The 12,523-nt window shown below is 73.8% G+C and carries 13 protein-coding genes and 1 riboswitch; of the genes, 5 read left to right on the forward strand and 8 right to left on the reverse strand.

The features are described 5' to 3' along the window. Window positions 1-86: 86 nt before the first annotated feature. A complete protein-coding gene (locus ACOTKD_RS06310; RefSeq protein ID WP_424887854.1) occupies window positions 87-2,057 on the reverse strand; it encodes an anthranilate synthase family protein in 1,971 nt (656 codons plus the stop codon). Between the two features lie 91 nt (window positions 2,058-2,148). Continuing rightward, complete coding sequence (locus ACOTKD_RS06315) at window positions 2,149-2,205, reverse strand: trp operon leader peptide (RefSeq protein ID WP_359097210.1); 57 nt, start codon at window positions 2,203-2,205, stop codon at window positions 2,149-2,151. Between the two features lie 191 nt (window positions 2,206-2,396). Between ACOTKD_RS06315 and ACOTKD_RS06320 the strand changes: the two genes are divergently transcribed. Both ACOTKD_RS06320 and ACOTKD_RS06325 read left to right on the forward strand, forming a co-directional pair. Further along, on the forward strand, window positions 2,397-3,746 hold the full coding sequence (locus ACOTKD_RS06320; RefSeq protein ID WP_030364676.1) for a class II 3-deoxy-7-phosphoheptulonate synthase: 1,350 nt from the start codon (window positions 2,397-2,399) through the stop codon (window positions 3,744-3,746). 122 nt (window positions 3,747-3,868) lie between these two features. Continuing rightward, on the forward strand, window positions 3,869-4,123 hold the full coding sequence (locus ACOTKD_RS06325) for a (2Fe-2S)-binding protein (RefSeq protein ID WP_424887855.1): 255 nt from the start codon (window positions 3,869-3,871) through the stop codon (window positions 4,121-4,123). Between the two features lie 15 nt (window positions 4,124-4,138). On the opposite strand, the gene bfr is transcribed toward ACOTKD_RS06325, so the two are convergent. Continuing rightward, entirely contained in the window at window positions 4,139-4,627 is a 489-nt protein-coding gene (bfr, locus tag ACOTKD_RS06330) for a bacterioferritin (protein WP_424887856.1), read from the reverse strand. A 155-nt stretch (window positions 4,628-4,782) separates the two neighbouring features. Here bfr and ACOTKD_RS06335 point away from each other — a divergent pair, with 155 nt between their 5' ends. After that, entirely contained in the window at window positions 4,783-5,415 is a 633-nt protein-coding gene (locus ACOTKD_RS06335) for a sulfite oxidase-like oxidoreductase (RefSeq protein WP_424887857.1), read from the forward strand. Window positions 5,416-5,428: 13 nt separating this feature from the next. Here ACOTKD_RS06335 and ACOTKD_RS06340 read toward each other — a convergent pair whose 3' ends face one another. The 5 genes from ACOTKD_RS06340 to thiO form a co-directional block, all read right to left on the reverse strand. Continuing rightward, a complete protein-coding gene (locus tag ACOTKD_RS06340) occupies window positions 5,429-6,313 on the reverse strand; it encodes a deoxyribonuclease IV (protein WP_424887858.1) in 885 nt (294 codons plus the stop codon). Between the two features lie 11 nt (window positions 6,314-6,324). Continuing rightward, a complete protein-coding gene (gene pknB / locus ACOTKD_RS06345) occupies window positions 6,325-8,286 on the reverse strand; it encodes a Stk1 family PASTA domain-containing Ser/Thr kinase (RefSeq protein WP_424887859.1) in 1,962 nt (653 codons plus the stop codon). 34 nt (window positions 8,287-8,320) lie between these two features. Continuing rightward, the gene (locus tag ACOTKD_RS06350) at window positions 8,321-9,121 is read right to left on the reverse strand and encodes a thiazole synthase (RefSeq protein ID WP_424887860.1); all 801 of its coding nucleotides are present in this window, start codon (window positions 9,119-9,121) and stop codon (window positions 8,321-8,323) included. Window positions 9,122-9,130: 9 nt separating this feature from the next. After that, entirely contained in the window at window positions 9,131-9,331 is a 201-nt protein-coding gene (thiS, locus tag ACOTKD_RS06355; protein ID WP_424887986.1) for a sulfur carrier protein ThiS, read from the reverse strand. Between the two features lie 35 nt (window positions 9,332-9,366). Continuing rightward, window positions 9,367-10,569, reverse strand: coding sequence for a glycine oxidase ThiO (gene thiO / locus ACOTKD_RS06360; protein WP_424887861.1), 1,203 nt, complete (start codon window positions 10,567-10,569; stop codon window positions 9,367-9,369). Next, window positions 10,568-10,679, reverse strand: a riboswitch (TPP riboswitch). It overlaps the preceding gene by 2 nt. A gap of 174 nt (window positions 10,680-10,853) precedes the next feature. Between thiO and ACOTKD_RS06365 the strand changes: the two genes are divergently transcribed. Continuing rightward, window positions 10,854-12,023 carry an NAD(P)/FAD-dependent oxidoreductase gene (locus ACOTKD_RS06365; protein ID WP_424887987.1) on the forward strand — a complete coding sequence of 390 codons (1,170 nt, stop codon included), beginning with the start codon at window positions 10,854-10,856 and terminating at the stop codon, window positions 12,021-12,023. A gap of 91 nt (window positions 12,024-12,114) precedes the next feature. Further along, window positions 12,115-12,480 (forward strand): Rv2175c family DNA-binding protein, encoded by a 366-nt coding sequence (locus ACOTKD_RS06370; protein ID WP_120754242.1) that lies wholly within the window; start codon window positions 12,115-12,117, stop codon window positions 12,478-12,480. The last annotated feature ends 43 nt before the right edge of the window (window positions 12,481-12,523 follow it).

Consider the following 12,523-nt stretch of genomic DNA (forward strand, 5'->3'; position numbering starts at 1 on the left):
GGGGGCCCCCCCGGCGGGCGGGGGGGGGGGGGGGGCCGTCCCGCCCCCCCCCCCCACCCCCCCCCTCCGCGTCCCGGCGCCTTGCGTCACACCAGCACGCTCGCCAGCAGCTCCGCCACGATCGTGGCCCCGTCCAGGGTCAGGACCGACTCCGGGTGGAATTGGACGCCGGCGAATCCGGGCCCCCGCAGGGCGTGCACGTCCCCGCTCACGGGATCCCGGCTCAGCTCCACCCGGTGCATCGCCGGCTCCGCCTCTGCGGACGCGGTGCACCGCGCCGTGAACGTGTTGTAGAACCCCACCGTCTCGGGCCGCCCGAAGAAGTCGATCCGCTCCTGCGCGCCCTGGAACGGCACGTCCTTGCGGACGATCTCCAGTCCCAGCTCTGCCGCGAGCAGCTCGTGCCCCAGGCACACGCCGAGCAGGCCGTGCCGGTGGCCGCGCAGGAGCTCCGCCGCCAGGCCGCGGAGCAGCCGCATCTTGGGGTCGGACGCGTCCGCGGGGTTGCCGGGGCCGGGGCCCAGGACGACGGGTCCCTCGTGGGTCAGGGCGGCTTCGCGGAGGCCGGGCTCGTCGTAGCGCCGCACGGTCACCCGCAGGCCGGACGTGCGCAGCAGGTGGGCCAGCATGGCCGTGAAGGTGTCCTCGCCGTCGATCACGAGGGCATGGCCGGTCAGCCCGGCGGCCGGGACGGTGTCCGCGGACCGCATGCGCAGCCAGAAGGGGGCGAGGCCGGCGCGGCGGGCGTCGAGCGCGGCGCGCACCTGCGGGTCGTCGGCGAGCCGGGCGGGCGGCCCCGCGGGCCGGGGAGCCCGCGGGGCGCTGACGCCGAGGGCGGCGAGGACGCCCGCCGCCTTGGCGTGGGTCTCGGCGACCTCGGCGTGCGGGTCGGAGCGGCGCACGAGCGTGGCGCCGACCCCGACGCGCAGCCGGCCGCGGCGGTCGATGTCGGCGGTGCGGATGAGGATGGGCGAGTCCAGGGTCCGGGCGCCGCCGGCGTCACGGCCGATGAGGGCGAGGGCGCCCGAGTAGTAGCCGCGCCCGCCGGGCTCGTGGCGCTCGATGACGCGGCAGGCGTTCTGCACGGGGGAGCCGGTGACGGTGGCGGCGAACATGGTCTCGCGGAGCACGTCGCGCACGTCCAGGGAGGAGCGCCCGCGCAGCTCGTACTCGGTGTGGGCGAGGTGGGCCATCTCCTTGAGCCGCGGGCCGACGACGACGCCGCCCATGTCGCCGACGGTGCACATCATCTTCAGCTCCTCGTCCACCACCATGGACAGCTCCTCGACCTCCTTGCGGTCGTGGAGGAAGGCCAGCAGGCCGTCCTTGGCGGGGCCGGAGGCGGGGTAGCGGTAGGTGCCGCTGATGGGGTTCATGACGACGGTCCCGCCGGACATGCGCACGTGCACCTCCGGGCTGGCGCCGACGAGGGTGCGCTCGCCGGTGTGCACGACGTACGTCCAGTAGGCGCCGCGCTCGCCGGCCAGCAGCCGCCGGAAGAGGGCCAGGGCGTCGGCGGGCGTGAAGCCGTGGATCTCGCCCTCGAAGGTCCGCCGGATGACGAAGTTGGCTCCCTCGCCGGTGCCGATCTCGTCCTCGATGACGCGCCGCACGATGTCCGCGTAGGCGTCGTCGCTCACGTCGAACGCGCCGCCCTCGACCCGTACGGCGTGGGACGGCAGCGCGGCGGTCACCTCGTCGAGGGGCAGCTCGTGGGTCTCCTGCGGGCGCAGGACGAGCAGGGGCGTGCCGTCGTCGCGGACGTCGAAGCCGCGCTCGCGGATCTGCCGGAAGGGCACGAGGGCGAGGGCGTCGTGGACGGGGCGGCCCCCGCCGGGCCGGCCGGCGGGCAGGGGGATGTCGGCGAGGCGGCCGGCTTCCCCGACGGGGCCGAGGAGCAGCTCGACGGTGCCGCCGGGGACGCCCGGCCCGTCCCCGGCGCCGCGAGGGAGGCCTGGCGTGCGGCGGTGGAGGAGGGCGAAGGGCGGGCAGCCGGGGCCGGTCAGCCGGGCGAGCAGGGCGGCGGTGCCGGCGGCCGGTGCGGTGACGCTGGTCATGGGGGTTCCTTCCGGTGAGGGAGGAACGGCCCGGGAAACGCGGAAGGCCGCCCCTCGGGCGGCCTTCGCGATGCGTTCCGTGTACGCGCGATCAGTGGGCCGCCGGTTGAGCGGTCCACCACCAGTTACGGGTCTGCTGCGCGAACATGCTGGGCACCCTACCCGACCCACCGGCGCTACCGGCGGGTAGCGGACGGCGTCAGCCTGTCGGAACAGGAGCTTCCGGGGCATGCGGCGGGCGCGTGGCGCCCTGGTCGTGCCGCACCCCTCGTCTCGGCGCGTGTCTCAAAGTGCGGTCCGGCGGCCGGGACAGCAGCCGCGACCCCGTAGGGTTGGAGCGTGACCGTGAACGCTGAAATCCACGCCGGTGGCAACACCTGGCGCTCCCTTCCCGCGGCGCAGCAGCCCGAATGGCCGGACCAAGAGGCTCTGCGCGATGTGATCGCCGAGCTCGAGTCCTATCCGCCCCTCGTCTTCGCGGGCGAGTGCGACCAGCTGCGCCAGCGCCTGGGAGCGGTCGCCCGTGGAGAGGCGTTCCTGCTCCAGGGCGGCGACTGCGCCGAGGCCTTCGACGCCGTCGGCGCCGACCAGATCCGCAACAAGCTCAAGACGCTGCTCCAGATGGGCGCCGTGCTGACCTACGCGGGCCAGGTGCCCGTCGTCAAGGTCGGCCGGATCGCCGGCCAGTACAGCAAGCCGCGCTCGAAGCCGACCGAGACCCGCGACGGCGTGACCCTGCCGACCTACCGCGGCGACTCCGTCAACGGCTTCGCCTTCACCGCCGAGGCCCGCACGCCGGACCCGCAGCGGCTGAAGCGGATGTACCACGCCTCCTCGGCCACGCTGAACCTGGTGCGCGCCTTCACCACCGGTGGCTACGCCGACCTGCGGCAGGTGCACGCCTGGAACCAGGACTTCGTGAAGTCCTCCCCGTCCGGGCAGCGCTACGAGGCCCTGGCCCGCGAGATCGACCGCGCGCTGAACTTCATGAACGCCTGCGGGACGGACCCGGAGGAGTTCAAGACGGTCGAGTTCTACTCCTCGCACGAGGCCTTGATCCTCGACTACGAGTCGGCCCTGACCCGTACCGACTCCCGCACCGGGAACCTGTACGACGTCTCCGGCCACATGGTCTGGATCGGTGAGCGCACCCGCCAGCTGGACGGCGCGCACATCGAGTTCGCCTCCCGGATCCGCAACCCCATCGGGGTGAAGCTCGGCCCGACCACGACGGCCGAGGACGCCCTCACCCTGATCGAGCGGCTCGACCCGGAGCGCGAGCCGGGCCGGCTCACGTTCATCACCCGCATGGGCGCGGGCAAGATCCGTGACCACCTCCCCGAGCTGGTGGAGAAGGTCACCGCCTCCGGCGCCCAGGTGGCGTGGATCTGCGACCCGATGCACGGCAACACCTTCGAGGCGGCCTCGGGCCACAAGACCCGCCGCTTCGACGACGTGCTGGACGAGGTCAAGGGCTTCTTCGAGGTCCACAAGAGCCTCGGCACCCACCCGGGCGGCATCCACGTCGAGCTCACCGGTGACGACGTCACCGAGTGCGTGGGCGGCGGCGACGAGATCTTCGTCGACGACCTGCACCAGCGCTACGAGACGGCGTGCGACCCCCGCCTGAACCGCAGCCAGTCGCTGGACCTGGCCTTCCTCGTCGCGGAGATGTACCGCGACCAGTAGGAGCCGGTGAGACGGAACGGTCAATGGGGCGCGGATCGAGTGATCCGCGCCCCATTGCGTTGTTTTTCCGCCACCGCGCCGGGTAAGGTTAGGGTTACCTTATTGATCAATCCGGCTGGGCGGTGAACCGCGTGTACGTCTGCTCGTGCTTCGGCATCACGGAGCAGCAGGTGCGTGAGCACGCGGGCAAGGGCGCGTGCACGCCCCGGCAGATAGCCTCCGCCTGCAAGGCGGGCACCGAGTGCGGCAGCTGCGTGCGCCGCATCCAGGCACTGCTCGGCCGCGGCGCGTGCCCGCGCCGCGAGCTGGCCGACCAGGGGGAGCCCGGCGTGCTCAGCGCCGACATAACCGCACTGCCGCAGCCCCAGGCGGCCTAGCGGCTCCCGCGGGGCTCAGTCCGCCCCGCCGTTCTCCTGCTCGATGAACTGCGCGATGTACAGCGGCTCGCCCAGCTTCTCGATCAGCTCCAGCTGGGTGTCCAGGTAGTCGATGTGGTCCTCCTCGTCCGCGAGGATCGCCTCGAAGATGTTGGCCGAGGTGATGTCGCCCTTGGCCCGCATGACCTCCACCCCCCGCCGCAGGCGGTCGATGGCCTCGACCTCCACCTGCCGGTCGGCCTGGAACATCTCGGTGATCGTCTGGCCGATCCGGACGTGGAAGAGCCGCTGGTAGTTGGGCAGGCCCTCCAGGAAGATGATCCGGTCGGTGAGGGTCTCCGCGTGCCGCATCTCGTCGAACGACTCGGCGCGCGTATGTGCCGCGATCTTCGTCCAGCCGTGGTGCTCCTGCAGCTTCGCGTGCAGGAAGTACTGATTGATCGCGGTCAGCTCGGCAGTCAGCTGTTCATTCAGGAACTCGATGACCTCGGGGTCGCCCTGCATCGCAGAGGCTCCTTCCAAGCAGGGGTGACTGGCAGGTTGCGCGCATCCTCGCACCGCCCTTGGGGACCGTCCAGTAAGTGCACACTTAGTGGGAGTTGTCCGTATAGAGGAACCCCTGGTCAACGGCGCTCCGAAAGGTCTGACACCATGGGGGCATGGGGCCCTCGAAAAACACCGAAAGCCGCAAAGGGGAGCTCCCCCAGCTGCCGCCGGGGCAGCGACTTCAGCGCGGCTGGCCGGTGACGCACTACGGCCCGGTGCCGAGGTTCAGGCCGGAACGCTGGGAGTTCCGGGTCTTCGGCTCGACCGCCGACGGCGACAAGCACTGCTGGACGCACGACGAGTTCACCGCCCTGCCGTACACGACGGTGGTGGCCGACCTGCACTGCGTCACGAAGTACAGCGTGCTCGGCGCCGAATGGGGCGGCGTCTCGGCCCGTACGGTGCTCGAACTCGCGCCGCCCGCGCCCGGGGTCACCCATGTGATGGTGTGGGCCGAGTACGGCTTCAGCTCGAACCTGCGGCTGGCCGACTTCGCCGCCGCGCAGACGATGTTCGCCACGCACAAGGACGGTGAGCAGCTCACCGCCGAGCACGGCTTCCCCGTCCGCCTCGTCGTGCCGCACCTGTACGCGTGGAAGGGGCCCAAATGGGTGCGCGGCGTGGAGTACATGACCGCCGACCGGCGCGGCTTCTGGGAGGAGCGGGGCTACCACAACATCGGTGACCCCTGGCGCGAACAGCGCTACTCCTACCAGGAACAGCCCGGCGAGGGCCCCGAGCTGTAGGCCCCGCGGCCCGCTAGAGCACGCCGTCGCGCAGTTCCTTCAGGCGGGCCACGTCCGCGGCGTGGCCCGTGGGGCCGCCCGGCGTCTCGATCGTCAGCGGCACGCCGGCCGTCGCCGGGTGGCGGAAGAGCTCCCCGAACGGGTCGGCGCCGATGCGGCCGGCCCCGATGTTCTCGTGCCGGTCCAGGTGCGCGCCCACGGCGGCCTTCGAGTCGTTGGCGTGGATCAGCTTCAGCCGCCCCTCGCCGGTCACGGAGACCAGCTCGTCGAGCGTGCGCTTCATGCCGCCCGGCTCGGCGAGGTCGTGGCCGGCCGCGAAGACGTGGCAGGTGTCCAGGCACACGCCCAGCTTCGGGTGGTGCTCCAGCGCCTCGAAGTACGGGCCGAGGTCTTCCACGAGCGAGCACAGCGAGGAGCCCTGGCCCGCCGTGGGCTCCAGCAGCAGCCAGGGGTCGTCGTCGTGGGTCAGCTCGTCCAGCAGCGGCAGCAACCGCTCGTGGACCTGCTCCAGGGCCGCGCGGCGCGGCCGCCCGCCCGTCGCCGAGCCCGTGTGCACGACCACGCCCCGCGCGCCGATGGCCCGCCCGCGGCGCAGCGAGTGCCGCATCGACTCCGCGGACAGCTCGACCGTCGCCCCGGTGTGCGAGCCGAAGTTGATCAGATAGGGGGCGTGCACCCACACCGGCAGGGACTCCTCCGCGCACGCGGCGCGGAACTCCTCGTCCTGGCGCGGATTGCCCTCCGGGGTCGCCCAGCCGCGCGGGTTGGCGACGAAGACCTGCAGGGTCTCCGCGCCCATCTCGCGCGCGTAGGCGAGGCCCACCTTGGCCAGCCCGCCCGCCACCGGCACGTGGCCGCCCACGGGGTTGCGCAGCCGCCCCGCGGTCGGCTCCTCCACCGCCGCCACCGCTACAGACCGCCCTTGAGCTTGATGGTGATCGTGTCGCCCTTGGCGGCCTGCTCGCCGCCCTTGACCGACTGGCTGTCCACGGAGTCCTGCGGGAAGAAGAACGGCTTGTCGACCTTCACCTTGAAGCCCGCGTCGGTCAGCAGCCGCTTGGCGTCGGCCTCGCTCCTGCCGGTGACGTCCGGGACCGGCACCATCTCCTTGCCCTTGGAGACGGTGAGGGTCACGGTGTCGCCCTTGGCGGCCTTGTCGCCCGTGCCGGGGGACTGCTCGGCCACGGCGCCCTTGGCGCGGTCGGAGAACACCTGGGTGTCCGACACCTTGGCGTCGAAGCCCTTGTCGCGCAGGGCGGCCGTCGCGGCGTCGACGGACATGCCCCGTACGTCCGGCACGTCCAGGGGGGCGCCCTTGCTGACGGTCAGCGCGACCGGCGCCTCCGGCCGGCGCTGCTCGCCCGGCTTCGGGTCGGTGGCCAGCACGGAGCCCTGCGGGGTCTCGGTGCTGAACTGCTTGCCGACCTCGCCCACGGTCAGCCCCGCGTCCTCGATCTTCTTCTTCGCCTCGTCGAAGGGCATGCCGGCGACGTTGGGCACCTCGGCCCGTGCGGGCCCGCGCGACAGGGTGATCGTCACCTTGCCGGTGTTGCGGATGCGCTTGCCGGGCTCGGGGTCGGCCGCGATGACGTGGCCGCGCTCGACGGTGTCGCTGAAGTCCTCCTTCGTGCGCACCCCGAGCCCCGCGTCGTCCAGCGTCTTCTCCGCCTTCTCCCGGGTCATGTCCAGGATGGCGGGGACGGTCGTGAACTGGCCCGAGTTGATGTACCAGACGCCGGTGCCGATCAGCACGGCCAGCAGGGCCGCCACCACGGCGATGACCCCGCGCCGCGGCACCTGCCGGAACCGGCCGCCCGGGCCCGCCGGAGGAGCCGGCGGCGCCGGGGGCGCGGGCGGCTGCGGAAGGCGCGTCGTCCGGTTCAGCTGCTGCTCGCCGTCCTCCGCGGGCAGCGGCCGGGCCGCGGGCCGGGGCAGCACGCTCGTCCGGTCCTCGGGGCCCGCCGTGCGGCGGCCGGTGGCGGCGTCGGTGAGCGCCTGCGGCGGCAGCGCGTCCAGCTCCTCGTCGCTCAGCCCCTCGCGCACCGTGCGGGCCAGGCCGAGCAGGGCGACCGCGTCGGCCGGGCGCAGCTGCGGATCGCGGGACGCCGCCCCGGCGACGAGCCCGTCCAGCCCGGCGGCCAGCCCCGGCACGGCCGCCGACGGCGCCGGGACGTCCGCGTGCAGGTGCTGGTAGAGGACCTGGGCCGGGGTGCCGCCGGTGTGCGGCTTGGCGCCCGTCAGCATCTCGTAGAGGACGACGCCGCACGCGTAGACGTCCACGCGCGGATCCGCGGTGCCGTGCTCCAGCTGCTCGGGGGCGAGGTAGGACACCGTGCCCAGGACGGAGCCGGTGGAGGCGGTGGTGTCGGTGTCCACGGCCCGTACGAGCCCGAAGTCGGCGACCTTCACACGGCCGTCGTCCCCGATGAGGACGTTCTCGGGCTTCATGTCGCGGTGCACCAGCCCCGCGAGGTGGGCCGCGCCGAGCGCGGCCAGCACCGGCTCCAGGATGTCGAGGGCGGCGCGGGGCTGCAGGGCCCCGCGCTCGCGCAGCACGTCGCGCAGCGTGCACCCGGGCACGTACTCCATCGCCAGATAGACGTACGGGCCGTCGGTGCCCTGGTCGTAGACGCCCACCACATTGGGGTGGTCCAGGCGCGCGACGGATTTGGCCTCGCGGATGAAGCGCTCCACGAAGGCCGTGTCCGAGGCGAGGGCGGGGTGCATCACCTTGACCGCGAGCACCCGGTCGAGCCGGGTGTCGAGGGCACGGTAGACCGTGGCCATGCCGCCCACGGCGATGCGGGCCTCCACCCGGTAGCGGCCGTCGAGCGTGTGCCCGACCAGCGGGTCCCCTAGCGTCGTATCCACGCGACGAGTCTAAAAGGGTGAGAGCAGGGCCCTGCTACGCGCCGAACGCCGGACGCTCCGGATCCAGTCGCGCCAAGCCCTCCGCAGGAGAAGACGCCTCGGCGAAGTGCCGCCGCGGTATCCGCCCCGCCCGGTGCGCCAGCCGCCCCGCCTCCACGGCGTGCCGCATCGCCTCCGCCATCAGCACGGGCTCCTGGGCGCGGGTCACCGCCGAGGCGAGCATGACCGCGGCGCAGCCCAGCTCCATGGCCAGCGCCGCGTCGGAGGCCGTGCCGGCGCCCGCGTCGAGGATCACGGGCACCCCGGCCCGCTCGGTGATCAGCTGGAAGTTGTGCGGGTTGCGGATGCCGAGGCCGGAGCCGATGGGCGAGCCCAGCGGCATGATCGCGGCGCAGCCGACGTCCTCCAGCTTGCGGGCGAGGACCGGGTCGTCGTTGGTGTACGGCAGCACGGTGAAGCCGTCGTCGACGAGTATCTCCGCGGCGTCGAGCAGCTCGATCGGGTCGGGCAGCAGCGTGCGCTCGTCGGCGATCACCTCCAGCTTGACCCAGTCCGTGCCGAGCGCCTCGCGGGCCAGCCGGGCCGTGAGGACGGCCTCGCCGGCCGTGTAGCAGCCGGCCGTGTTCGGCAGCACCCGGATGGAGTGCTTCTGCAGGACGGAGAGCACGGAGCCGCGGACGCTCGCGTCGAGGCGGCGCATCGCCACGGTGGTCAGCTCGGTGCCGGAGGCGAGGAGCGCGCGCTCCATGACGTCGAGGCTGGGCGCGCCGCCGGTGCCCATGATCAGCCGGGAGCTGAAGGAGGTGTCGGCGATGGTGAGCAGGTCGTCGGCCATCAGGGCTGATCAGCCTCCCTGCACTGCGGTGAGGACCTCGACGCGGTCGCCGGCGCCGAGCCGCGTGGCGGGCCACTGGCCACGCGGCACGACGGTCTCGTTGACCGCGGCGGCCACCCCGCCGGGCGCGGTGGTCATGCTCGCCACCAGACTGCCGAGGGTCAGGCCGTGGGGCACCTCGCGGTGCTCGCCGTTGACGCTGATGCCCATGTGGGCCGCGGGCGTGTCGGTGGGGTCGGTGGGGTTCATGCGGGCAGCTCCTGGAGCGGGTTCGAGAAGCGTCGGGGGGAGAAGGGGCGGGCCTCCTCGGGGAGGCGCCCCGTGGTCAGCACCTCGGCCATGACGTCGCCGGTCAGCGGGGCGAGCAGGACGCCGTTGCGGTGGTGTCCGGTGGCGGCGTGCAGGCCGGGCAGGGCGGTCGGGCCGAGCAGGGGGGCGTTGTCGGGGGAGCCGGGGCGCAGCCCGGCGGAGGTCTCCACCAGGGGCAGTTCGGTGATGCCGGGCACCAGCTCGTGGGCGTCGCGCAGCAGTTCGTAGACGCCGCCGGCGGTGACCGTGGTGTCCCAGCCGAGCTCCTCGGTGGTCGCGCCCAGGACCAGCTCGCCGTTCTCGCGCGGCACGAGGTACACCGGGCCGCCGCGGACGACCGCCCGCACGGTGCGGGAGAGGAAGGGCGCGTACGCGTCCGGGACGCGCAGCCGCAGCACCTGGCCCTTGACGGGCCGCACGGGCGGCAGGACGTCGGCGGGGACGCCCGCGAGCGTGCCGCTGCGGCTGCCCGCGGCGAGCACGACCTGTCCGGCGGGGACGCGGCGCCCGTCGGCGAGCTCCGCGCCCGCGGCCCGGTCCCCGGCGAGCAGCAGCCGTACGGCCCCGGCGCGGTGGAAGGCCACCCCGGCCCGCTCGCAGGCCGTGAGCAGCGCACGCGCGAGCCTGCGGGGATCGGTCTGGTGGTCCCCGTCGACGCGCAGCCCCCCGCGTACGCCGGGCGCGAGCATCGGCTCCAGACGGCGGCACTCGCGGCCCGTGAGCCACTGCGCGTCCAGGCCGCAGCGCTGCTGCAGGGCGTGCAGTTCGCGCAGGTGCTCCCGGTCGTCGGCGTCGAGGGCGACGGCCAGCGTGCCGCACGCGCGGTAGCCGGTGGCGACGCCGCTCGCCTCCTCCAGCTCGGCCGTGAAGCCCGGATAGCGCTGCGCGGAGGCCAGGTTGAGGGCGAGCAGCGCCTCTTCTCCGTAGTGCAGTTCGGTCACCGCGGCCAGCATGCCCGCGGCGACCTGTGCGGCGCCGCCGCCCGGCGCGGGGTCGGCGACGGCGGTGCGCAGCCCGCGCTGTGCCGCGCGCCAGGCGGTGACGAGGCCGATCAGGCCGCCGCCCACGACGAGGACGTCGCAGGCGGGCACGGCCGGAGCGCGGCCCGATGTGTCCGATGTGGTGGTAGACGCGTCCATGAGGCGTCCAGCCCCTCCCTTCGCCGGCATGACCCGGATCAGGTTCGTACGGTCGGAGGCCGGTCAGCCTCCCTCTCAGCCCGGTCGTCCGGGCTCCCGCGAGTGCGTTGTACCGGTCACCCTAGTACGCCCCGCGATGCCCGGGCGAGGGCCTGTCGGCCGGCGACGCGGCGGTGCCCGCGCGCCGGTCCCCGCCGCCCCCGCCCTACAGTGATCGGGTGAGCGAGCACCGGGAAGAAGCACTTGCCGCCAGTGAGCGGAGCGTCGTCATCGTGGGTGCCGGGATGGCGGGCGTGCAGACCGCCGTCGCCCTGCGCGAGTACGGCTGGACCGGCACCGTGACCGTGCTGGGCGCCGAGCCGCACCCGCCGTACGACAGGCCGCCGCTCTCCAAGGCCGTCCTGCTCGGCAAGGCCGAGGGTTCCGCGTTCGAGGTGGACTTCGCCTCGCTCGGGATAGACCTGCAGCTCGGGCGCGAGGCCACCGGCCTGCGCGCCGCCGAGCGCCTGCTGGACACCGCGGCCGGGCCCGTCCCGTACGACGTCCTGGTCATCGCCACCGGCGCCGAGCCGGTCCGGCTGCCCGGCTGCGAGGGACTGTCCGACGTCCACCTGCTGCGCACCCTGGACGACGCCGTGCGGCTGCGGCCGGTGCTGGCCGCCCAGCACGACGTCGTCGCCGTCGGCGCGGGCTGGATCGGCGCCGAGGTCGCGACGGCCGCCCGGGAGGCGGGCTGCGAGGTGACCGTGGTCGAGGCCGCGGACCGCGTGCTCGCCGGCGCCATGCCCGCCGAGGTCGCCGACCGCATGGCCCCCTGGTACGCCGAGAGCGGCGCCCGGCTGATGCTCGGCGCGCGCGTGAGCACCGTCGAGCCCGGCGCGGTCGTGCTCGCCGACGGCACCCGGCTGCCGGCCGGCGCCGTGGTCGTCGGCATCGGCGCGCGGCCCGCGACCGGCTGGCTGGAGGGCTCCGGCATCGAGCTCGGCGAGGACCGGGCCGTCGTCGCCGACGAGCGGCTGCGCGCCTCGCTCCCCGGCGTCTACGCGGTCGGTGACTGCGCGTCGTTCCCGTCCGCCCGCTACGGCGAGCGGCTGCTCGTGCACCACTGGGACAACGCCATGCAGGGTCCGCGGACCGTCGCCGCGAACATCGCGCTCGGCCCGGCCGAGGGGCCGGTCTACGACCCGGTGCCGTACTTCTGGTCCGAGCAGTTCGGGCGGTTCGTGCAGTACGCGGGCCACCACGCCGGTGCCGACGAACTGCTGTGGCGCGGCGACCCGTCGAGCGCCGCCTGGAGCGTGTGCTGGCTGCGCGACGGGGCCCTGGTGGCCCTGCTGGCCGTCGGCCGGCCCCGGGACCTGGCCCAGGGCCGCAAGCTCATCGAGAAGGGCGCCGTCCTCGACCGGGCGAAGGCCGCCGACGCGTCCGTGCCGCTGAAGTCCGCCGTGCTCTGACGGGCGCGTCACGCCGCCCGCGGCACCGTGACGCGCCCGGGTCGGGTCAACCCGGCTACCGGCTGTCAGCGCCAGATGGCAGGCTTGTCCTGTGACCGAGATTGACGCAAAGATCGACGCGCTTGTTCCCGCCTGGCTCAACCTCCCCGACATCGCCGAGAAGCTCGGCGTGGAGGTGACGCGCGTGCGGCAGCTGGTGAAGGAGGGCCAGCTGATCGCCGTCCGCCGGGGCGAGAACCGGGTGCTCATGGTGCCCGCCGCCTTCATCGGCGAGGGCAAGGTCGTCAAGGGCCTGGCAGGCACCCTGACGCTGCTGCGGGACGACGGCTTCAGCGACGAGGAAATGCTGGAGTGGCTCTTCACCGCCGACGACACCCTGCCGGGCACCCCGGCCGACGCGCTGCGGGAGAACCGCGGCACGGAGGTGAAGCGGCGCGCCCAGGCGCTCGCCGTCTGAGCCGACAGGCCGACAGGAAGTCTCAGCCGCAGTACCGGGCGCG

This window comes from Streptomyces sp. XH2 (assembly GCF_049725035.1).
Lineage (GTDB): Bacteria > Actinomycetota > Actinomycetes > Streptomycetales > Streptomycetaceae > Streptomyces > Streptomyces roseoverticillatus.

Excerpts from the sequence above, each read along its gene's own strand:
- ACOTKD_RS06310 (WP_424887854.1), bottom strand. The coding sequence starts at position 2,057 with ATGACCAGCGTCACCGCACCGGCCGCCGGCACCGCCGCCCTGCTCGCC.
- bfr (WP_424887856.1), bottom strand. The coding sequence starts at position 4,627 with ATGCAGGGCGACCCCGAGGTCATCGAGTTCCTGAATGAACAGCTGACT.
- ACOTKD_RS06335 (WP_424887857.1), top strand. The coding sequence starts at position 4,783 with ATGGGGCCCTCGAAAAACACCGAAAGCCGCAAAGGGGAGCTCCCCCAG.
- ACOTKD_RS06350 (WP_424887860.1), bottom strand. The coding sequence starts at position 9,121 with ATGGCCGACGACCTGCTCACCATCGCCGACACCTCCTTCAGCTCCCGG.
- thiS (WP_424887986.1), bottom strand. The coding sequence starts at position 9,331 with ATGGGCATCAGCGTCAACGGCGAGCACCGCGAGGTGCCCCACGGCCTG.
- thiO (WP_424887861.1), bottom strand. The coding sequence starts at position 10,569 with ATGGACGCGTCTACCACCACATCGGACACATCGGGCCGCGCTCCGGCC.
- ACOTKD_RS06365 (WP_424887987.1), top strand. The coding sequence starts at position 10,854 with ATGGCGGGCGTGCAGACCGCCGTCGCCCTGCGCGAGTACGGCTGGACC.